The following is an 18,449-nucleotide window of genomic DNA, read 5'->3' on the forward strand; positions in this document are numbered from 1 at the left end:
CTCAGGGCGAGTTGATCACGAACCTCACTCGATATGTGCATACCAGACCAACGCGCCAGAGCCCGCAAAGCAACGCGTTGATTCTTTACAAGCCCCGGCGGAGCGGAAGCCTTTCATCGCACGTTCACGCTGCCGGGTGGGCTGGTGGCTGTTCTCCGCCCGGTTGTTCAGCCTCTTGTGCGAGCGGTGCTCACCGCGAGGGCATGACCTCGCGGTGAGCGGCGCCGTAGGAGCGGAGCTTGTCCGTGACGGCCACCCGCGGCACCGTACGGGTCGTCTTCACCGGACGACGGAAGAATCGCCTGGCCGCGGTCTCGTCCCGCCGGTTCTGTACGAGGATGTCGAGCATGTCGAGCATGTTGCCGTCCTGGTCGACAGCCCGCCACAGGTACTTCCGCTCACCGTTGATCTTGATGAAGACCTCGTCCAGATGCCACTTGTCGCCGGGCCGGGGCCGCCGGCGGCGCAGTCCGTTGGCGTACTGCTGACCGAACTTCAGGCACCAGCGGCGGACCGTCTCGTACGAGACGATCACGCCACGCTCCAGCATCAGCTCCTCGACCTCACGGAAACTGAGCGGGAACCGGAAGTACAGCCACACGGTGCGAGATCACCTCGACCGGGTACCGGTGACCCCTGCACGACGGCGACGCGCTCCCCACGGACGACTCCCCCTCCACCATGATCAACCCGAAGATCACCCCACCCACTCAGTCAACGTGACAGCATCCGCGGCAGGCATTGGAGCAGCACCGGCGCCGGGCCGATCCGGTCCGGGGAGCCGGGGAGCCGGGCACCGCACACCGCACACGTCCGTCTCACCCGAGACTGGGCATGCCGCACTGCCGATGACCTGCCGGTGCCGAGAATCAGGACGACGACGTCGGATCCGGGATGGACCGTTAGCCGCTTGCCCACTCCAGCCCTGCCGGCAGGCTCCATACGGTGGCCGCGCGACCGCCCGCCGCACCTTCACAGGCCCGGCTGCTTCTGCTGCTGCCATGCGTTGCCTTCCCAAGTTGGCTGCAGAAAAGGGGTTCTCCTTCCCGATGGTGTGCTCATGGCGATGATGGAGTCTGGTGCGCAGATGACGAGGGGGAACGAACGTGATCGAGACGGTGATTCAGCTCTTCACTCAGATGGCTGGCGGGACGGTGACCGCAGCGGGTGCCGGGGCGAGTCAGGCGGTGATCGAGTTAGTCCGGGAGCGGCTCACACGCAGTGGCAGCGGTCAGGCGGCGCTGCAGGCGGTGGATGAACACCCCCAGGACCCGGCTGCCGGTTCCCAACTCCGGTCCCTGCTGCAGGCAGAAGTGGACAGCGATCCGGACTTCGGCCGTCAGATCGCCGCGATCTTTGAGCGCGATGCGCTGGAGGTGGACGTCCACTCCGCCCGGTCGACCTCCGGGAGCGTCACCTTCGACAACAGCACGGTGCGCGGTAGGAACAACACGATCGCTCTGGGTCCGGTGACGTCCCACAACACGCGGAACGTCCGGTTCTCCCTCCTCGCGGTGGCCCTGGTGTTCGCCGCCCTGGTGGCGCTGGGCATCTACCGCGGCGTCCAAGCCGTCACGGACGATGGGAGGGGGGAACGGTCCGTGGCCGCTCTTGGCTCGGGTGCGGCACGCCAGGTCCTCCCGGAGCCGTTGAGCCTGCCCGGCGGCTGGGAGCTGTCGTCGGGGCCGGAGACCGCAGGCAATGGGATGGCCCAGAGCCTGGGGGTCAAGTATGTGGAGACCGTGACGTTCTCCATGGGCACCTCAGACGCTGAGGCGAAATTTCAAGTGGCTGCCGCCTCCGGCGTGAGCGAAGCGCATGCGTTTTTCGAGTCCGCGGCCAATCGGGCCTCCAGTCGCCGATTGGAGGTCCCCCGGGTCGGAGACGAAAGCCTGGCAGAGACGGCGCCTTCTGATGACGGAAAACATCAGGACAAGGTGATGATGCTGCGTGTCGGTACCGTCATCCTCATCATCTCCGGTATCAGCATCGAGGAACAGCCCTTCGAGACCGCACGGCTGGAGATTCTTGGGAAAATGATGGCGGAACGGGCACAGCAGGCCCAGAACGGCCAAGCCCCCGTCGCCAGCGCTCGCAACGCCTGACGAAAGGTCGAGCTGTACGCGGCGATCCGGCGCGATCACTGTCTCGGAGATCACCCAGCCTTGGCACAAACACGCAGGTCGTGTCTTCAAATCGCCGGGTTGGATTCCAACCGTCCGACGCTGTCCACGGGCGCTGTCACGTTGTTGGATGTGTGGGTGTCTGACGGTGTGTCGGGGCATGGTGGGCTTGCGGTCCGGGCCTGTGTTCAGGCTGTGGTGGGCCGGCTGACGGCGCCGGTGATCCGGTCCCGGATGGCGAAGCGGATGGTCATCTCGGCTCGGTGGTCGGGGGCGGTCATCAGGTGGCGGTGGGGTCGGAAGTGGTGAGATGCCGCTGAACGCGGACAGGAACCGCTGGGCGGCGCCGACGCTGCGGAAGCCTTTCATTGCGCGTTCGCGCTGGCGGGTGGGCTGGTGGCTGTTCTCGGCCCGGTTGTTCAGGCCCTTGTGGGAGCGGTGTTCGACCGAGGGCATGACCTCGCGGTGGGCCGCGCCGTAGGAGCGGAGCTTGTCCGTGACAATCACTCGTGGCACGGTGCTCGTCTTGGTCAGCAGCGTGCGGAAGAAGCGTCTGGCCGCAGCTGTGTCCCGGCGGCTCTGTACCAGGATGTCGAGCATGTTGCCGTCCTGGTCGACAGCCCGCCACAGGTACTTCCGCTCACCGTTGATCTTGACGAAGACCTCGTCCAGATGCCACTTGTCGCCGGGCCGGGGCCGCCGACGGCGCAGTCCGTTGGCGTACTGCTGACCGAACTTCACGCACCAGCGGCGGACCGTCTCGTACGAGACGATCACGCCACGCTCCAGCATCAGCTCCTCGACCTCACGGAAAGTGAGCGGGAACCGGAAGTACAGCCACACACAGTGCGAGATCACCTCGACCGGATACCGGTGCCCCTTGTACGACGGCGACATGCCCTCCACGGACGACCCCCTCCACCGTGATCAGCCCGAGGATCCTCCCACCCTGTCAGCCAACGTGACAGTGCCGGTCACGGAGCTTGTTTCGCGCCCAGGGCAGGTCGGAGGCGTACGAGCGGTATCGCCAGACGGCGGGATCGGTCAGCGTGGCGGGCTCGTGCGGCGGATCCTGGCCTCCCTCCCCACCAGCGGCGAACCAGGTGACAAGTAACCTGCCAGTAGCTTTCGGGTCGAAGGCCGGCGCCCTCTCAAGCCCGCACGACACTCGCCACCGCCCCGCGAGTGCCTGCCCCTCGGCGTCCTGCTCAGCGTCGCAGGCGCTACGCAGTGGCCTGTGGAGTCATCGATTCGGGGTGGAACTGCTCGACGCGGTCGCGCTTGGTGTACATGTTCCAGTAGTGCTCCGCGAGGTCGTCCGGGTCGACGACCGGGAATTGCGGACCGTCGGCCGACTCGAAGGCGGCCTGGGCCGCCGCGGACACCTCACTGCGGGCGATCAGTGACGCGATGGTCAGGGCGCCGACGTAGATCCCCGTGTCAGCCAGCTCGGCGTTGAGGGAGTACAGGTAATTACGGGTGGCGGACATCACCGGGCCCAGGCCGCTGAGATGGGGCATCGGCTGCGCCGCCGAGACGCCCTGAGCCAGCAGGAAAGCACCCTCGCCGCGCTCGGTCCACTCCGGCAGCACAGCCCGGACCACCTCGACCGGGGTGAACAGCAGCAGCGGGGTCAGGCCCTCCAGGGTGGCCGCGTCCAGCTCGGCGGCCGGGGTGAAGCCCTTGTCGCCGCTGATCGGCCCGTACTCGACCACGTCGATCCGGCCGAAGCGGTCACGGATCGCCTCGACGAGAGCGGGCACCTCGGCGGGCTTGGAAAGATCGGCGGAGAACGCGACCGCCTCAATGCCTTCACCGGCGAGGACCTCGACGAGAGCGTCCAGCCGGTCCTTGCGGCGGGCCACCAACGCGACCCGGAAACCTTCACGCCCGAAGCGGCGGGCCACGGACACCCCCAGACCGGTACCGGCACCAAAAACGGCGATCACTTTGGACATAGGACTACTCCTTGCCATGCCAGCGTTCTTGACCCGTGGGTCAACTTGCCTGCCGACGGTAACATGTGACTTGACCCAGGGGTCAAGTTAATCTCGTGGGGAATGCGACCATGGAGGCCGCAATGCCAGAGCCGGGAGGAACGACCTGATGCGGGCCGACGCGCAACGGAACGCGGAGAAACTGCGGGCAGCCGCCGCCGAGCTCTTCCAAGAGCGCGGCCTCAAGGTGCCCCTGAAAGAAATCGCCCGCCGGGCCGGTGTCAGTCACGGCACTCTCTACAACCTCTTCGGCACACGCGAGGCGCTCATCGACGAAGTGGTGGCCGGCCTGGCCGCAGACCGTCTCGGCAAAGCCGCCGAGCACGCCCTGTCCTTCGAGGAGGCCGGGGAGGGGTTCGCGTACTACGTCGAGAAGGTCTGTGAACTGCAGGCCACCGATCCCGCGGTCGCCGACGTCGTCAGCGGACGCTATCCGGCTGCCGAGTGCCTGATGGCCATCTGCGGCCGGGCACAGGACGCCGCCACACGGATCATCGAGCGAGCCCGGCTGGCCGGCGCCATCCGCCCGGACTTCACCTGCGAGGACCTCCTGCTCTTCTTCGGCACCAACGCTCTGCTCGCTCGCGCAGTCGCGGACACTGCGCCCGATGCCTGGCGTCGCCAAGTCGCCTTCCTGCTTGACGGCCTGAGCACGGAAACAGCGCAAGGGCCGCCTTCCGTCGCCCCTCTGACCCCGCAGCAGATGTACGACGTGATGGGCAGGCTCGCCGGCACGCCGTAGCAGGAGCGGACGCCTCAGGGAGCGCAAGGACGTCTCACTCCATCTCGTGGCCGGCTACTTCCTGCCGGGCCGTGTGCCGTCCCCACCCCAGAGCACGGTTGAGTGACGCCTCGTCCGCCTCGCGGGGCACGCTGTCGCCGCTGTCCTGTTCCGGCCGGGCGCCGGCACTGGCGATCGGACGTCGGGGGAAGGCATGGCGGCGGGCGCCGACGATGATGAACCACGCCGCGGCCGCGGGCACGGCGGCGAGTAGCGGCAAGGACGCCACTCCCAGACGGTCCAGTACCTGCCCGCCCGCGATGGAACCGCCGCCGATACTGAAGTTGACGCCGATGACGTACAGCGCGGACACCGCGGCCTGGGCCTGCGGTGCGGCCGTGAGCGCGGTGGACTGCAAGAGCGTGGGCAGACCCGCGAAGGGCAGGCCCCATACGACGATCAGGACGAGACTCACGAACGTGGTCCTGCCCGTGGTGGCCAACGCCGCGAAGACCAGTGCCATCGCGCCGGCGAAGAGCAGGGTCGCGCCGCGGGGACGGCGATCGACCAGTACGCCGGTGGTCCACACTCCGACAACTCCCGCGAGTCCGAAGGCGAGCAGCGCCGGGCCTGCCGCTGCCGAGCTGACGCCGATGTGCCGCAAGTAGGGCGAGATGTAGGAGTAGAGGATGAAGTGGCCGAGCATGACCAAGGTCGTGGCGACGGTGACGGTGAGCACGCCCGGGAGTTTGAAGGCGGCCAGGGCCGTGACCCGCGTCGCCGGCGGGCCGGACGCCTCAGGCAGCAGGAGTGGCGCGGGGATGAGGGCGAGTGCGGCCACCGCGGCGAGCAGGACGAAGGCACTGCGCCAGCCCAGTGCGTTGCCGACCGTGGTTCCCAGCGGCACGCCGAAGGCCAGCGCGGCGGAGTTGCTCGCGAATACGATGGCGACGGCGCGGCCCGCCCGCTCCGGGGGGACGAGGCGGGTGGCGTAAACGGGTAGGACCGACCAGAGGACCCCGTGCGTCGAAGCGGCGATCATACGGGCGACGACAGCCACAGCGTAGGAAGGGGCCGCGGCGAGCAGCGGATTGCTCAGCACGAACACGGCCATGATGACGAGGAGCAGACGCCGCTGCGGCCAGTGCGCGGTTCGGGCCGTGATCGGCAGCGTCACCACCATGATGATGAAGGCGTACAGGGCCACCAGCAGGCCGGCCCGCAACTCCGAGACGCCGAGGCCACCGCTCACCTGGGGCAGCAACCCCATGGGCAGCGTCTCAGTCGTGATCGACATGAAGCCGGCCAGGAACAGCACGGCCAGGGCGGCACGCCCGGACCGGAGAGATGACGTCGTTTTGACAAGGTTGTTCACGGCTGGAGCGGTAAACTTTCACACCGATGTCAAGGTCAAGACGACGGAGAACAGGATGCGGCTTGAAGATCAGTGAGCTGTCTCAGCACACCGGGATCAGCAGCCGCTCGCTGCGCTATTACGAGCAGCTGGGCCTGCTTCACCCCCGTCGTCTCCCCAACGGCTACCGGGAATACTCCGAGGAGTCCCTCGTATGCGCCGAGCGGGTTCGCGACCTGCTCAGGTCCGGCCTCGGCACCGAGGCCATCAAGGACATCGGCTGCTGTTTCACCGGGGCGGGGGAGTCGCTGCGGGCGAAGGTGGACACGGAACTCGCCGCCAGCCTGGCCCGCGAGCTGGAGAACATTCAGAGCAGGATCGACATCCTCGCCAGGCACCGCGACGCCATCCAGGCCTACTTGGCTGAAGCACGTCTCGCGGCGGATTGAGCCCGCACTCGCCCGACCGGCATGCCCGACGGCACCAGTCGAGAGGGGGCTAGAGTTCACTATGCGTTCCCATGCCTCGAATGACCCATCCAGTGATGGCGCTGCGGCGTCTCCAAGGGCCGTCTCGCCGCGCGGGGGCAGGCCGGCGCACAGCCTCGAATCGACCTCCGAGTCGGGCCCCGAGTGGAACCCCGATTCGAACCCTGTGTCGCTGTCGATCAGTGAACTCGCTCACCGGTGCCAAGTGAGCACGCGGTCACTGCGGTACTACGAGGAGCAAGGTCTCCTGCTCCCGTCGCGCAACGCCGTGGGGCACCGCAGGTACCAGGCCAAAGACGCCGACTGTGTCGGGTTCATCCAGCGTCTGTACGGCGTGGGCCTGCCGAGCGACCTGATCCGTACGGTGGTCCAGGGGTGGAAACTCCCCGACTCCGCGCCCCGGGTCGAGGCTCTACTGCGTACGCGGCACGCCGAACTCTCACGTGAAGCGGAAGAACTGCACGCCAAGCTGACCGGCCTGGAAGCCGTACTGAACGCGGTGACCGACAACAGCTGACTTGCCCTTCACGCCAGTGTGAACGTCTACCTTCCTGGTGAAAGTCCCGACGGGACCCGCAGGAAAGGCAGACAGATGAGCAGCTACATGCTGGCGCAGCTCCAGCTCAAGTACGGTTTCGCGAATCTGGCGCGCTACGAAGCCGCCATGGTGACCATCCGCGAACTCTTCGAATCGCAGGGCATCTCGCTGGTCGCGGGCACGGTGACGCAGGTCGGGCCGCTGTACGAGGCATTCAACCTGTGCGAGATCGAGGACCAGGGCCACCTGGAGCGCGCACTCGGTGCCATGACGCTCAGTGATCCCCGCGCTCTGGAGGCCATGGGCGAGCTGGACGCCACGGTGGAACACGAGCAGACGCGCTTTCTCGGATCACTCGCGTTCGCAGGGGGCCCGAACACCGCGTGAGGCTTCCGGGCGGCGGAAGCGACCAAGTAGCCGCCCCGACCGCTCAGTAACACGCACACGGTTCCGGTCGTCCCTCCCTCGATTCGGCCCTGTTCTCGTATAGCTACCGCCAGGTGGCGTGTAGCGCTGAGTAACTACTTGGGGCTGTGTTCGCGCTGTTGGAGGGCGACGAAGTCGGCGTGTGCGGTCTCGACGGCCTCTGAGTACGCCCGGGCCTTCTCATGCTCGGCGAGCGCCCGGTAGATGCTGGAGAGGCTGGGGCTCTGTCCCTTGCGGCGGCCGGTGGGGATGAGCAGGTCGGGCTGGATGTCCTCGACGGTCTCGCCGTTCACGCGGCGGCGGAGCACGGTGTGCAGCATGTCGTCGGTGATGACCGAGGGCCGGCCGCCGTGGTTGCCTTTGCGGGCCGCAGTGTCGAGTCCTTTGAGAGTGGCCTCGCGGATGCTCTCTCGCTCGGTCTCGGCCATCGCGGCGAAGAACCCGAACAGGAGGCGTCCGGGACCGCTGGGGTCGTACATCCCCTGCAGAGGCCCGGCGAGCATCTCCAGTACCAGGCCGTGGGCGGTGAGGTGGTCGGCCAGGGCTGTCAGCTCTGCGGCGTCCCGCCCGAGACGCTTCATCTCGTACACCGTAAAGATCAACGACAGTGCGGTGCGTGGGCCTTGATCTCCCGGGCGGCGGCGAGGGCTGCCTCAAACTGAGGGCGGACCCGCACCCGGGTGCTGATCTTCTCCGAGAAGATCTTGTCCCGGGGGATGCGCTTGGCTGCGAGTGCGTCGAGCTGTGTCTGGAGTTCCTGGGTGAGGGTCGAGCAGCGGGCGTATCCGATGCGGATGTCGGCGCTAGGGGTGTCCGGGGCGACGGGCGCGGGCGCCGGGGTGTCGGGCCGCCACGGCTGGCCGGGCCCGCGGTCAGCGGGGGTGGGCACGCGCAGGAGTTTCGCGATCCGGGGCACCTTGGTGAATCGGCCGGTGTGGTAGTTCCTGCCGCTCGCGCCGGAGCGCGAGCGGCAGGGTGAGCGGCAGGGTGAGCCTGGCTGAGCGTTACAGCGTGGGCAGGGGTGGCGCTCGACGTCGCCCGCTTCGGACGTGAGTGCGGCCTGAGGTTCCGTCATGACCCTGGATGCTGTCACAAACATTTCCCAGAACACGCCTGGTTCCACTTTTGAGTGAGAACGAGTTGTGGCAATGAATCCGCGACCTGGACGGCTCCCGCCGACTGTTCTTGATCTTGATCCGGGAAAGGGTCATTTCTAGGAGTCGGGCCACTTGCATCCAGGAGTCGACAGGGCGGGGTGGCTTGAGCGTCACGGCGGGCCAGTCCGCCACGCTGGCGGGGCTCACATAGTACATGGATTTTCCAATGATTGGATTATCCATGTACTATGTGGTCATGGATGATCGGCAGCTGACCGAAGAGCTTCACGACTACCTGTTCGCAATCCGCACCCAGGTGCATACCGAGCTCAGAGACCTGGCCCGGGAAGCGGGGCTGACTGACACTCAGACCGATGCGCTGTGGAGGCTGAGTCGCGGGCGGGAGATGACCGCGCGCCGTCTGGCCGACCTCTTGCAGTGCGACGCCTCAACCGCGACGTCGATGATTGACCGGCTGGAGAAGCGCGGCCTGGTCCGCCGCGTGCCCCACCCCACCGACCGCCGCGCGAAAGTCATCCAGCTCACCCCCGAGGGATGCGCGCTGCGCGATCGCGTCATCCAGCACACCACCGAGCACTCACCCTTCGCCCTCCTCGACCACGAGAGCAGGCTGCGCCTGCACACGCTTCTCCGCGAAGTGATCGACGGCCTCCGCCCGGCAGGTGAGGCCGCCAGCGTCAAGGACACCGTGAAAGAGGAGCAGCAATGAGCAGCGGGATCGCGGTCATCACGGGCGGAGCCTCGGGCCTGGGCCTGGTGACGGCACGCCACCTGATCAAGGCCGGTCAGAGCGTCGTCCTCGTCGGCCGGGACGCGACGCGCACCCGGGCCGCCGCCGACAGCCTACGCGGCCTGGCCCCTGCGGGCAGTGAAGCGGCACCGCCGAGGACGTACACCGCTGACCTGGAACAGCGGTCGCAGGTACAGGAACTGGCAGCGCAACTGGCCGCCGACAGACACCCGGTGGACGTCCTCGTCAACAACGCAGGAGCGGCGTTCCCTCGGTACGAGCAGACGCCGGACGGCGTGGAACGCACCTACGCACTCAATCACCACGCCCCGTTCCTACTCACCCACGCCCTTCTGGCCGAGGGAGTACTCACGCTCGAAGCGCGGATCATCAACATGTCCTCGTTCGTGGAAAAGCGTGGCAGGCTCGATGCCACCGATCCGGATGTCGCGGGAACATCGTGGAGCAAGCGCTTCTACAACCAGATCAACGTCTACGCGACGAGCAAACTCGTCAGCCTCCTGGCCGCGCGAGAACTCGCACACCGCCTGCCCGACGGCATGAGCCTGTACAACGCCAATCCCGGCATGGTCAAGGGCACCGCGATAAACAGCAACGCCGGCGGTCTGATGCGGCTGACCGCCCCGCTGTTCCGTCCGTTCGCCATCACCCCGGACGAAGGTGTGCAGACCCCAGTCTGGCTCGCCAGCGCCTCGCCCGCACCGCGCCCCAGCGGCGGATTCTTCAGCGAGTCCCAGCCGGACACCCCTTCGCGCCTGGCCCTGAACGACGCTCTCGCCCGGACCGTCTACACCAAAACCGCAGCCCTCCTCGGAGTCGAGCCGCTCACGAGGTAGGGCCGGCCCGGAACCGGTTGTCACGCCAGGGTCGCGGCTGCCTCGTCCTGCGGGGTACGCGGGCCGGGCACCGTAGCCCGGGACAGGTCCAGATCGAGGCGGCTGTTCATGTCCAGCTCGAACCGGCCGTACGGATTCACGTGGGTCCAGAACAGCGGGGAGAGCGCCCTGCGGTCCGCGTCGGTGAGCTTGTCCGCCCATTTTGGCTCGGCCAGGACCTGCTGGAGCAGCAGCGTATTGACGTGTTCTCTGAACTTCGAGAATCGGTGGCCGCGCCCGTGGTTGAAGATCACGTCTGGTTCTCTGCGGTTGTGACGGTGCGGCCGGCGATGTCGCGAAATGAAGATCCACCATCCTGAAAGTTGCTGGTCAGCGGCGCTGGTGTGAGTGCGGGTGGTGCTGCTCGGGCTGGTCGGGGGCGAGATCGTTACCAGGTGATCGTCCGTCACGGGTCTGTTTTCCCGAGCGCCCGGTGCCGACGGCCGCTTCTTCGTACGCTCCGTCTCGGAGAGCTGGTCCGGGAGGGGAGCAGGGATGGCGGACGTGCTGACGTGGACGATGGAACAGCGGTTTCAGCTGGAGGAGCGTACTGAGCTGCTGCGCATGGAGCTGGCCGAGATCGAGGCGCAGGTGGCCCGGCTGGAGGCTGCCGAGGTGGTGTTCGGGCAGTGGGCCGAGGAGACCGACTGCGGGCGGCGGTCGTCGGGCATCGTGCCGCCGGAGCCGGAGCCGGAGCCGGAGCCGGAGCCGGAGCCGGAGCCGGTGAGGGTGGTGGCCGGTCCGGGTGCGGGTGGGATGCGGCTGGTTCCGGACCGGGCTGAGAGTATGGGGGTGGAGGTCCTGGCCTCGGAGTATCGGCGGATCATGGAGATCGTGGCCGACGCGGACGGGCCGGTGATGGCCAAGGACGTTGCGGGGGCGCTGGGTTGTGAGCTCACGCCGGGGAAGGTCGAGCCGGTCCGAGGGCAGTTGCGCAAACTCGCCGACCGGGGCTGGCTGACCCGCACCGGAGCGGGCCGCTACCTTCCCCGCTGACCGGCCGGTACGACGGCTGACCGGCTGATTCCTGCCGTAACACGAGGGCCCCCGGCGGGTGTTGGTGAATCTGTGACGAAAAACCAGCCCGCCGAGGGCTCTCAGCATGCTGTCTACCAGGTTCAGCTTCCCGTGTCGAAGCGGACCCTCGACCTCGTCGGTGACCTGATACGCCGTGAACGCAATCGGCTGGGCACCCGCTGGCGCAAGGTCACTCCCGGCACCCAGGCATTGATCGTGCTCGCTGTCCTCCGCCATGACCAGCGGCTTTCCGACATGGCCGGAGGCAACCAGATCTCCGCCTCCACCGTGCGCCGCTGGGTCCAGGAAGTCCTGCGTCTGCTGGCCGCCCGCGCCCCGCGCCTGGACCGCGCATGCAAGAAGATCGCCAAGAAGGGCGGAGTCGTCGTCCTGCTCGACGGCACCCTGATCCGCACCCGACGCCGCACCGGAACGGAGAACCGCAAGAACTACCGCGGCAAGCACAAGTCCCATGGCCTGCTGTTTCTCGCGCTGACCGACGAGAAGGGCAACCTGATCTGGATCTCCTCCGCCCGGCCCGGCCGGTCCAGCGAGATCACCACCGCCCGCCACGACAAGATCACCGCACACCTCCGCGAGGCCGGCCTCGGCGCTCTGGCCGACCTCGGCTTCGTCGGCCTGGACGACGACCCCGACGACCACCCCGTGATCATCACCGGCCGCAAGGCCACGAAGAGCCACAAACTCACCGCCGCCGAGAAGGAAGCGAACCGCCACTCCCGCCCCACACCAGCCCCCTGACCTGCGAAATCAGGATGAAAAGTTCTCATTCGTGACAGGCCTTCCGATCCACAGGTCTTGACTATTCCTCGAGTCCCCTCCAGCGGCCGTCGGCGTCGAACGGCCACGGGTAGGCGTTGGCTTCGATCCGTGCCAGCTCACGCAGCGCCTCCCGCCCGGCCGGCAACTGGTTCTGATTGGCCGTCATGTGTCTGTTTGGGCAAGTGGCGATGCGTCAGGTGTGGCCTGTCAGGGCTCCGCCGCTACCGCCTCCTGGGGAAGCCCTGTCGGGTATGGCCGTATTCGGGGCTCGGTGGTGGTGAGGTCCGTAGGGGCTCTGGCGGCCGAGGAAAGGCGTACGGTCTGCGCCGCTGGGCTGTGGCGGCGTGGGCAGCTGCGGTGCCGAGAGGGACACGATCCTGTTGACTCCACGGCGACGGACGACGGCCTGGAGTGAATCTAACCCGCCAGGCTCGTGGCCTGAGCTGTTGCGGCCCGGTCAACGCCCCCTTCAATTGCGGGTTGGCTCTGTGCCCGCAGTGACCGACAACCGGATCCACGGACCGCGCGACCGTGGCTGCCACCGGGATGAGACGTTAAGGGTTGTGGCATCGAACATCGTTAGTGCCGAACTTGAGCAGCCAAGGCTCCGGCCCGAGGCCCCGGCTGGGGTTATGTCCACCGGGACAGGGTCAGCCAATGCGCTTGAGAGTGGTGGACGACCGGGAGACCGCTGCCGTCATCTGTTCGCGCGTACCGGAAGGGAGTTTCAGGCGTCAGACCCTCCTTTGTACGTTGAAGGCCGTCGAATTGCAGGCAGCGTACGGTGCCTGTGGCAGGTTCCGTGTGGGCCAGCAGCCACGGGGCCAAGGACAGCGGGGTGTCTTCGCGGGACGCGAGGATCGGCTGTCCTGTGATCACCGGTGCAGCGGTCGATACCGTGTTGGGGGTCGGCTTTCCGACCCCTTGAAGTGTGAGTACCTCAAGGGTGTATCGGGCCCCGTCGTAGGTCATGGAGGTGGGCACTGCGAGATCGGCGCACCAGGAGGATGCTGCACGATGTGCGATTCGGCGCAGCAGTCTGTCGAGTTGGTCGGCCTGGTCCGCTGTGGGCGTGTCCCGGCCGTGTGCCAGGGCATTGCGTACGGAGATGAGGCTCTGTACCGGTTGGTGATCAGCGCGCTCGGGGGTGATCCAGGAATGTACTCGCCGGAAATCGTTGCCTGCATCGGGCAGGCTCGCGAGAGCGGTGCAGATGTCGAACCAGGTGCCCATGCTCGGGGCTGCCAGCCGATCCGGCGTGATCCCCCGTAGCGGTGTGGGCGGGGTGCTGCTGAGTCCCAGAACGGCGGTGAAGCGCAGTATCGACTCAAGCGTATGCAGGCCCTCGCGGATCTTCTTGTCAGGATCGGTGGCTCGGGCATACCTGGCAAAGCGATTGGCCAGGGGAGTCGGTAGGCGGTGGGCGGCGCGTTCCAGGGATTCGCCCAAGCGATCGGTGACAGTCGCTGCGCATCGGTCCAGCAGTTCTTCTCCGGCGGTGTCCTTGACGACCCAGTCGACTGCATCGAGGCGGAGCGCCTCGATGACCTGCTGCTTAGAGCCTTCGCCGGACAGTACGAGGCTGGGAATGCGGCACTTCTGTTCTTTGAGCTGCCGTAGCAGCCACAAGCCACCCCATTCCTCGGGCGGCATCTTCATATCGATCAGCAGGAGGTCGAACGGGTGGGTGTCGATCTCCTGCAGGGCGGTGCAGCCGTTCGCAGCGAAGCGCAGGCGGGCACCTTCCTTGTGCAGTGGCCGGCACAGAGTACGGGCCACGTCCATTTGGTCGTCGGCAACGAGGATTCGCAGGTTGGCCAGTCGCTGGGTCATGCAGACTCCGTTGGCGTAGGGGTAGCGAGCGGCAGGGTGGTGAGCCACGCGGTGCCGGAGGGCGTGGCTATGAGGCTGAGTTGTCCGCCAACCTTGGCGAGAAGCGAGCGGACTCCGAGCAGGCCGAGGCCGTTGCCTCCGGGTTTGGTGCTGCGGATTCGCTTGCCTGAGTTCAGGGCGGCGGCGATGTCCGAGGGAAGCCCGGGTCCGTCGTCGGAGATTTCGACGGCGGCTTCGTAGTCATCGGCTGTCCAATCCAGGGTGATGGCCCCGCCGTTGCGCAGCGCTTCGATCGCGTTGCCGATCAAGTTGTCGAAGATAGCGGTCAGGGCTCGTGTGCCCAGTGCGACGTGGACTGTGCTCCTGGCCGTGGGAACGGACAGCGAGATGTTGGCAGGTAGTCGGGTGAGGACTGATCCGGCGTAATGGCGAAGGAAGGCTCCTAGCTCGATGCTCTCGGTATTCGCTGACGTGAGCATCGAAGTTGCTGCACGAAGGCGGAGAGCGAGGGTGTGTGCCTCGTCGAGGTGTCGGCTCGCGGCGAGTTGTTGCTGCAGCCGTGCCGTGCGGCTCTCAGCGGATTGGGAGTCGGCGAGGCGGGCGGCGACAAGTTGGTTCTTGAGATCGTGCAGGAGATCTGCCACAGCTGCCCGGTATGGCTCGGGGCTCGGTTGGAGTGCGGTCATGACGGCTTGGGTGATCGGACCTGGTTGGGGCGGGGCCTCCGTCATGGCGACGATCACGTCGATGCCCTGTTCGGTCGCCTCTACGGTGATCGCTTTGCTGGCCGTGGACCAGAGCGAGCACACGTCCTCCAGGATGGTCAGAGACGGTGGTTGAGGCGACCGGAATCCCAGTCGCAGCGGCCGCTCGGAGAGTACTTCGACGGAGGTTCCTCCGCCGCATGAGGTGAGGGTGGATAGTGCGGCATCGAGGACTGCTCGTGCCCGACCGGAGATCCGGACAGAAGGAAGCGACGGCAGGGTCTCAAGCCGACCCCGGTGAAGGATCCGCCAGTCGTCTGCAAGATCGGGTAGAAGTATGTCGGGGTCGTTGGAACCGAGGCACCGGTACACGTCGCACAACTGCACCAGGCGACGTACATGCGCCGTGGTGATGTTCTCGGGGGTCTCGATCCGCTCCAGGGTGTCTATCGCTCGCGCCAGGACGGTGTTGATGGGGTCTGGGATCGCGGGCTTCTCGACGGCCTTCCGGAACGCGTCCCGCAGATGACTGCCGGGTTGTAGGGGAAGGTCGAGGTCCAGAAGCTCATCCACGCCAACTGCCCACTTGAGCAGCGCCGGAGCATCCGGGGCGAGATGAAGCCCGAATAGGCGTGCGGTGATCCAACGTTGCGTTGGAACCGGCGCGGCATCGAGCACATAAGCTTGCTGGGCGAGGAGGAGCCGGGCGAGGGAGCGGTCCTCTTCCTTGGCGCCGTCAAAGGACCGGGCCGGGGATCCGTCGGCGAGTCGGTCAAGGACACGGAGCACAGCCAATGACGCGCTGTGCTTCGCGGGTACCTTGCCCGGAACGGCAGCGCCCTGCGTTCTGAGGGTGACGCCCAGCGCCTTGCTGTGCAGAACGGCGACCGCCGTGAACCGTTGCAGGTGGTCCGGCCCTGTGATCTTGTGCTCGTAGGTCACGGGGAGCTTCATGATGCTGGCCGTGCGGCCCAGGCGCGTCGTGGGTTCGACCGGTCGTGGTGCGCTCGGTGCCACCAACTGCCATATCGTCGACCACTCTTGCGGCCAGCGGTCGGCCAGCGATCCCTGAAAGTCCCCTGCCTCGGAGACTGCGCCAATCACGGCTTGGAACGAGTCGGCCCCAATCTCCAGGGGTACGCCGAGTGCTCGCTGGCCCGCCCCGAGGAGCAGCCCTGATGCCAACCCGACCTCGTGGAAGGCGGTGTTGTACACGTCGTTGGGGAGAGTAATGAAAGCGAATTCGGCAGGGGGAGCCACGACAATGCGTCGTGCAGTGGCGAGCAGATGCTCGTAGCCGAGTATCTGCGCCCCCAGGTAGGCCAGGGCCTGGTAGTCCTGCTGACGATATCTCTCCATCTGGTGGCCGTTTTCGTACGCCCATGACGCGTGTACGAGTGCTTGGGAGAGCAAGGGGCGTGACGTCTCAGGAAGGGAAAAGAGCGTCTCAAGGCGCCGCACGGTACCTACATGGGCATGCGATGTGGAAATCTCCTGGGCGGGCAGAGGTGGTGAGGCAGCGGTATCCCGCACCGTAAGGACCTGAGGTACGTGCTGTTGTAGGAAGTCGAGCGCTGCCAGCTGCGCGGCGGTCTTCTTGTTGCTGCCTCTTCCCTCGCCGGTCCGCCGACGCGTGTCAGCGACGACGGCCTGGAACACAGGGGAGTGATCGGGACCACTGCGCTCGTACTCCCAGGTCAACGCTGCGTGGCCCAGAGCCTCATACAGGGTGGTTTTCGGGTCGGTGATGCCGGATGCGATCTCGCGCTGCTGCGTGGCCAGGTGCCCATCGAGCAGCCGTCTGGCTACTTCCTCCTCGCCTTCCAGGCACAGCACACCGATGATTTGTTGGCATAAAAGAGTGGTGACCTTCGGCGGAAGCGTATCTCTGTCGAGTCCCACGCTCAGGGCCGCGGATTTTCTAAGCCACTCCTGACGTGCGGTCCAGGCCGGGAAGGTAGCGACAATCCGGGCGACGTCTTTGCTCATCGTCCCGGAGGTGGGGTTCGCGATCCTGCGGTACCGCTCCACTGCTGCCGTCTTCCACAGGAACGTGCTGCCCAGTCGGCCAAGTGCATCCAAGGAGGTCTGTGTGATGCCTGGTAGCGCTCCCCGGCTCTCGTAGAGGTACGACTGGTGTACCAGTGCCGCGGCGATGGCGTTTCGTGCACCGTCTCTCGGGGCGGGAAGTCCCAGAGCGTCCAAGTGCGCGAAGGCTGGCGCAGCCTCGCAGACTCGAGCCTCAATGGAAAGTTCAAGCACGCCTAGGCGCGCCCTGCTCTGATCATCCTCAACGGTCGTCATGCACGCACCCCACCTCCGTTGGACCGTCAGCTCCCGACGAAACAGTATGGCCGAGGCGCAGAGGGATGAGGCCGAACTTCTTGTGACACAAACTATGTTGCCCACCAGCACGGCCCATGACCCGCTCCGTCGCAGAAGCAATCTGCTTTCGAGCACGCTCGCCAGGAGAAGCTGTTGTGCTCTGCCTGAAGGGCATGGGCCCGGCCGCTGCCTGCCCTCTCCAGGATCCTTGCCGAACGGGCAATGGAGTGTGCGGGCCGTGCCGGCCAGTCAAGGGCGCCTTCGGCGGCGCTCCGCGCTGGGCCTCGCCCACCCTGGACAGACCGCCCCGCCCCTGGGTGGCCCTCCCTGGTGGCGTCGGGGTGTGACCAGATGCGCGTCAATGGGGCAAGCCGTTGATCTCGAAGGTCTGACGGGCATCCAGGCTCACCCGGTGCCGTCTGCTTCCCCGGCGTGGATGCGTCGGATTGGCCTCGGGGACCGTCAGCGCGCCAGTTTGAGGCGTGCCGTCTCTGCAGCATGGGACGCGGCTTCGATCAGCCCAAGTTCGCCGGCGAGTGTTTCCACGAAGGCATCGACCACCTCGATCGCCCGGCCCTCTATGGTGTCAGGCTCTGCGAAGTACGCCGCGAACTCTCCCGCGCCCATGGTCGCCATGGCGGGTCGACGGGCCCGGTAGTCGGCCCACATCGGTCTGTAGACGGCGCGTACTCGGTCAAGCTCGGTTTCGTCGATCTCCTCGTGCCGGAGGCGGCGGATTGTTTGTTGGCGCGCCCTCCACATCGCGATGTGGTGCTGAACGGAGACTGGCCCGAAGGTGCCGGGAACGGCTCGTTCGATTCTCGGCATGTCCGGCTGGACGTGCCAGGGCGAGTACAACTCCGTGAGGACCGCGGTCAGTCTGTCGATGTCGATCCGCCCAGTCCGCTCGCCCTCATCTAGTGTGATGCGCCAGAAATTCTGATGGTTAGTCACTACCCTGTTGGCATGTCGCATCCGGGGCCTTCTGCCGTACCGATCACGTTGTCCGCGGCCGAGCGTGCTGAGTTGGTACGCCGGTCAGGGTTGTCGGACCGGCACTTGGCCGAGAAGGCGCGGATCATCCTGGCGTGTGCCGATGGAGCGTCAAACGCGGCCGTTGGGCGGGTCATTGGCGTCCAGTCCAAGGCGGTGGGCAAGTGGCGCCGGGCCTTCGCTGCAGAGAGGATCACCGGCCTTGAGGACGCCGGCCGGATCGGCAGGCCCAAGGCCGACTTGGTCCTGGACGATGCCGAGCGGCGGCAGCTGACCCAGTGGGCACGGCGGGCGAAGACCGCACAGTTCCTCGCGTTGCGAGCCAGGATCGTGCTGCGCTGCGCGGAGGGCGGGACGAACCAGCAGGCCGCGACCGACCTCGGCATCGACAGGTCGACCGTGG

Annotated in this window: 19 protein-coding genes and 2 pseudogenes; 10 read left to right on the forward strand and 11 right to left on the reverse strand. The window is 66.5% G+C overall.

Translation table 11 applies throughout. The features are described from left to right. Positions 1-93 precede the first annotated feature (93 nt). Positions 94-610 (reverse strand): annotated as a pseudogene (locus ABZ622_RS39600) (IS6 family transposase); the annotation flags it as partial. A 496-nt stretch (positions 611-1,106) separates the two neighbouring features. Here ABZ622_RS39600 and ABZ622_RS39605 point away from each other — a divergent pair. Continuing rightward, positions 1,107-2,105: a hypothetical protein gene (locus ABZ622_RS39605; RefSeq protein WP_360551846.1), complete on the forward strand. Its 999-nt coding sequence runs from the start codon at positions 1,107-1,109 to the stop codon at positions 2,103-2,105. Positions 2,106-2,311: 206 nt separating this feature from the next. Here the strand turns inward: ABZ622_RS39605 and ABZ622_RS39610 are convergent. Together ABZ622_RS39610 and ABZ622_RS39615 are read right to left on the reverse strand one after the other, a co-directional pair. Continuing rightward, a pseudogene (locus ABZ622_RS39610) lies at positions 2,312-3,020 on the reverse strand (IS6 family transposase). Positions 3,021-3,346: 326 nt separating this feature from the next. Further along, positions 3,347-4,081 carry an SDR family NAD(P)-dependent oxidoreductase gene (locus ABZ622_RS39615; RefSeq protein ID WP_360551848.1) on the reverse strand — a complete coding sequence of 245 codons (735 nt, stop codon included), beginning with the start codon at positions 4,079-4,081 and terminating at the stop codon, positions 3,347-3,349. 148 nt (positions 4,082-4,229) lie between these two features. Here ABZ622_RS39615 and ABZ622_RS39620 point away from each other — a divergent pair, with 148 nt between their 5' ends. Next, a complete protein-coding gene (locus tag ABZ622_RS39620) occupies positions 4,230-4,862 on the forward strand; it encodes a helix-turn-helix domain-containing protein (RefSeq protein ID WP_360551850.1) in 633 nt (210 codons plus the stop codon). A gap of 34 nt (positions 4,863-4,896) precedes the next feature. Here ABZ622_RS39620 and ABZ622_RS39625 read toward each other — a convergent pair whose 3' ends face one another. After that, positions 4,897-6,216 (reverse strand): MFS transporter, encoded by a 1,320-nt coding sequence (locus tag ABZ622_RS39625; protein WP_360551852.1) that lies wholly within the window; start codon positions 6,214-6,216, stop codon positions 4,897-4,899. Between the two features lie 62 nt (positions 6,217-6,278). Here ABZ622_RS39625 and ABZ622_RS39630 point away from each other — a divergent pair, with 62 nt between their 5' ends. From ABZ622_RS39630 to ABZ622_RS39640, 3 genes are all read left to right on the forward strand, one after another. Beyond that, positions 6,279-6,644, forward strand: a complete 366-nt coding sequence (locus ABZ622_RS39630; protein WP_360551854.1) for a MerR family transcriptional regulator — start codon at positions 6,279-6,281, stop codon at positions 6,642-6,644. A gap of 61 nt (positions 6,645-6,705) precedes the next feature. Continuing rightward, positions 6,706-7,200, forward strand: a complete 495-nt coding sequence (locus ABZ622_RS39635) for a MerR family transcriptional regulator (RefSeq protein ID WP_360551856.1) — start codon at positions 6,706-6,708, stop codon at positions 7,198-7,200. 75 nt (positions 7,201-7,275) lie between these two features. After that, positions 7,276-7,608, forward strand: coding sequence for a hypothetical protein (locus ABZ622_RS39640; RefSeq protein ID WP_360551858.1), 333 nt, complete (start codon positions 7,276-7,278; stop codon positions 7,606-7,608). A gap of 134 nt (positions 7,609-7,742) precedes the next feature. Here the strand turns inward: ABZ622_RS39640 and ABZ622_RS39645 are convergent, their stop codons facing one another. Together ABZ622_RS39645 and ABZ622_RS39650 are read right to left on the reverse strand one after the other, a co-directional pair. Next, positions 7,743-8,228, reverse strand: a complete 486-nt coding sequence (locus tag ABZ622_RS39645; protein WP_360551860.1) for a recombinase family protein — start codon at positions 8,226-8,228, stop codon at positions 7,743-7,745. Between the two features lie 17 nt (positions 8,229-8,245). Beyond that, positions 8,246-8,536, reverse strand: coding sequence for a recombinase family protein (locus tag ABZ622_RS39650; RefSeq protein ID WP_360551862.1), 291 nt, complete (start codon positions 8,534-8,536; stop codon positions 8,246-8,248). A 464-nt stretch (positions 8,537-9,000) separates the two neighbouring features. Between ABZ622_RS39650 and ABZ622_RS39655 the strand changes: the two genes are divergently transcribed. Next, complete coding sequence (locus ABZ622_RS39655; protein WP_360551864.1) at positions 9,001-9,474, forward strand: MarR family transcriptional regulator; 474 nt, start codon at positions 9,001-9,003, stop codon at positions 9,472-9,474. Next, on the forward strand, positions 9,471-10,352 hold the full coding sequence (locus tag ABZ622_RS39660) for an SDR family NAD(P)-dependent oxidoreductase (RefSeq protein WP_360551866.1): 882 nt from the start codon (positions 9,471-9,473) through the stop codon (positions 10,350-10,352). Before ABZ622_RS39655 ends, ABZ622_RS39660 begins: the two co-directional genes overlap by 4 nt. Before the next feature lie 20 nt (positions 10,353-10,372). On the opposite strand, the gene ABZ622_RS39665 is transcribed toward ABZ622_RS39660, so the two are convergent. Next, positions 10,373-10,645 carry a Tn3 family transposase gene (locus ABZ622_RS39665; RefSeq protein ID WP_360551868.1) on the reverse strand — a complete coding sequence of 91 codons (273 nt, stop codon included), beginning with the start codon at positions 10,643-10,645 and terminating at the stop codon, positions 10,373-10,375. Positions 10,646-10,886: 241 nt separating this feature from the next. On the opposite strand from ABZ622_RS39665, the gene ABZ622_RS39670 reads away from it, so the two are divergent. Together ABZ622_RS39670 and ABZ622_RS39675 are read left to right on the forward strand one after the other, a co-directional pair. Beyond that, positions 10,887-11,387, forward strand: coding sequence for a hypothetical protein (locus ABZ622_RS39670; protein WP_360551870.1), 501 nt, complete (start codon positions 10,887-10,889; stop codon positions 11,385-11,387). Positions 11,388-11,519: 132 nt separating this feature from the next. Then, positions 11,520-12,170, forward strand: coding sequence for a transposase family protein (locus ABZ622_RS39675; protein ID WP_360551872.1), 651 nt, complete (start codon positions 11,520-11,522; stop codon positions 12,168-12,170). Between the two features lie 61 nt (positions 12,171-12,231). On the opposite strand, the gene ABZ622_RS39680 is transcribed toward ABZ622_RS39675, so the two are convergent. The 4 genes from ABZ622_RS39680 to ABZ622_RS39695 all read right to left on the reverse strand — a co-directional run bounded on the left by ABZ622_RS39680 (position 12,232) and on the right by ABZ622_RS39695 (position 18,007). Continuing rightward, entirely contained in the window at positions 12,232-12,357 is a 126-nt protein-coding gene (locus ABZ622_RS39680; RefSeq protein ID WP_360551874.1) for a hypothetical protein, read from the reverse strand. A 464-nt stretch (positions 12,358-12,821) separates the two neighbouring features. Then, a complete protein-coding gene (locus ABZ622_RS39685; RefSeq protein ID WP_360551875.1) occupies positions 12,822-14,024 on the reverse strand; it encodes a response regulator in 1,203 nt (400 codons plus the stop codon). Beyond that, a complete protein-coding gene (locus ABZ622_RS39690; protein WP_360551877.1) occupies positions 14,021-17,032 on the reverse strand; it encodes an ATP-binding protein in 3,012 nt (1,003 codons plus the stop codon). Before ABZ622_RS39690 ends, ABZ622_RS39685 begins: the two co-directional genes overlap by 4 nt. Before the next feature lie 483 nt (positions 17,033-17,515). After that, a complete protein-coding gene (locus ABZ622_RS39695; protein WP_360551879.1) occupies positions 17,516-18,007 on the reverse strand; it encodes a hypothetical protein in 492 nt (163 codons plus the stop codon). On the opposite strand from ABZ622_RS39695, the gene ABZ622_RS39700 reads away from it, so the two are divergent. Further along, on the forward strand, positions 17,996-18,449 hold a 454-nt coding region (locus tag ABZ622_RS39700; protein ID WP_360551880.1), incomplete at its 3' end, for a helix-turn-helix domain-containing protein. The two genes, ABZ622_RS39695 and ABZ622_RS39700, sit on opposite strands and share 12 nt — an antisense overlap.

Origin of the sequence: Streptomyces sp. NPDC007164, from assembly GCF_040634135.1 — a bacterium.
Lineage (GTDB): Bacteria > Actinomycetota > Actinomycetes > Streptomycetales > Streptomycetaceae > Streptomyces > Streptomyces sanglieri.

Bases quoted from the DNA above. Each gene is read 5' to 3' on its own strand.
- ABZ622_RS39615 (WP_360551848.1), bottom strand. From the start codon at position 4,081: ATGTCCAAAGTGATCGCCGTTTTTGGTGCCGGTACCGGTCTGGGGGTG.
- ABZ622_RS39620 (WP_360551850.1), top strand. From the start codon at position 4,230: ATGCGGGCCGACGCGCAACGGAACGCGGAGAAACTGCGGGCAGCCGCC.
- ABZ622_RS39635 (WP_360551856.1), top strand. From the start codon at position 6,706: ATGCGTTCCCATGCCTCGAATGACCCATCCAGTGATGGCGCTGCGGCG.
- ABZ622_RS39640 (WP_360551858.1), top strand. From the start codon at position 7,276: ATGAGCAGCTACATGCTGGCGCAGCTCCAGCTCAAGTACGGTTTCGCG.
- ABZ622_RS39645 (WP_360551860.1), bottom strand. From the start codon at position 8,228: ATGAAGCGTCTCGGGCGGGACGCCGCAGAGCTGACAGCCCTGGCCGAC.
- ABZ622_RS39655 (WP_360551864.1), top strand. From the start codon at position 9,001: ATGGATGATCGGCAGCTGACCGAAGAGCTTCACGACTACCTGTTCGCA.
- ABZ622_RS39660 (WP_360551866.1), top strand. From the start codon at position 9,471: ATGAGCAGCGGGATCGCGGTCATCACGGGCGGAGCCTCGGGCCTGGGC.
- ABZ622_RS39670 (WP_360551870.1), top strand. From the start codon at position 10,887: ATGGCGGACGTGCTGACGTGGACGATGGAACAGCGGTTTCAGCTGGAG.
- ABZ622_RS39680 (WP_360551874.1), bottom strand. From the start codon at position 12,357: ATGACGGCCAATCAGAACCAGTTGCCGGCCGGGCGGGAGGCGCTGCGT.
- ABZ622_RS39685 (WP_360551875.1), bottom strand. From the start codon at position 14,024: ATGACCCAGCGACTGGCCAACCTGCGAATCCTCGTTGCCGACGACCAA.
- ABZ622_RS39690 (WP_360551877.1), bottom strand. From the start codon at position 17,032: ATGACGACCGTTGAGGATGATCAGAGCAGGGCGCGCCTAGGCGTGCTT.